Consider the following 457-nt stretch of genomic DNA (forward strand, 5'->3'; position numbering starts at 1 on the left):
TGGTCAATTAGTGCTTGAAGCGGAGCAAATTTCTAAATCTTATGGTGATCGCGTTATTGTAAAAGATTTCTCTTTACGCATTCAGCGTGGTGATCGAATCGGCTTGGTTGGTTCCAATGGTATTGGAAAGACAACATTACTTTCCATGCTGATTGGGCAGGAAAAAGTTGACAGTGGAACAGTAAGGCATGGATATAACCTTTCCGTAGCGTTTTTGGATCAACAGCGTATTTTAAATGAAGAAGAAACGTTAGCGCACTATCTAACAGATGGTAGAGGAGATACTCTCTTGATCAATGGGAAAGAGCGCCATGTGATTTCTTATATGAAAGACTTTTTATTTTTACCCGAACAAGCACATACACCACTCAAAGAATTTTCAGGTGGTGAAAGAGCTCGTCTCATGCTTGCTCGACTGCTTTCTCGACCGGCAAACTTTTTGATTCTTGATGAACCA

General features: G+C 40.5%; 1 protein-coding gene. It reads left to right on the forward strand.

Features of this window, described 5'->3' with window-relative positions:
- A partial coding sequence (locus J7R05_RS08025) for an ATP-binding cassette domain-containing protein (RefSeq protein ID WP_208541850.1) occupies positions 1-457 on the forward strand: 457 nt, incomplete at both ends.

It is taken from the genome of Bartonella capreoli, from assembly GCF_902813205.1.
In the GTDB taxonomy this organism is placed as follows: Bacteria; Pseudomonadota; Alphaproteobacteria; order Rhizobiales; family Rhizobiaceae; genus Bartonella; species Bartonella schoenbuchensis.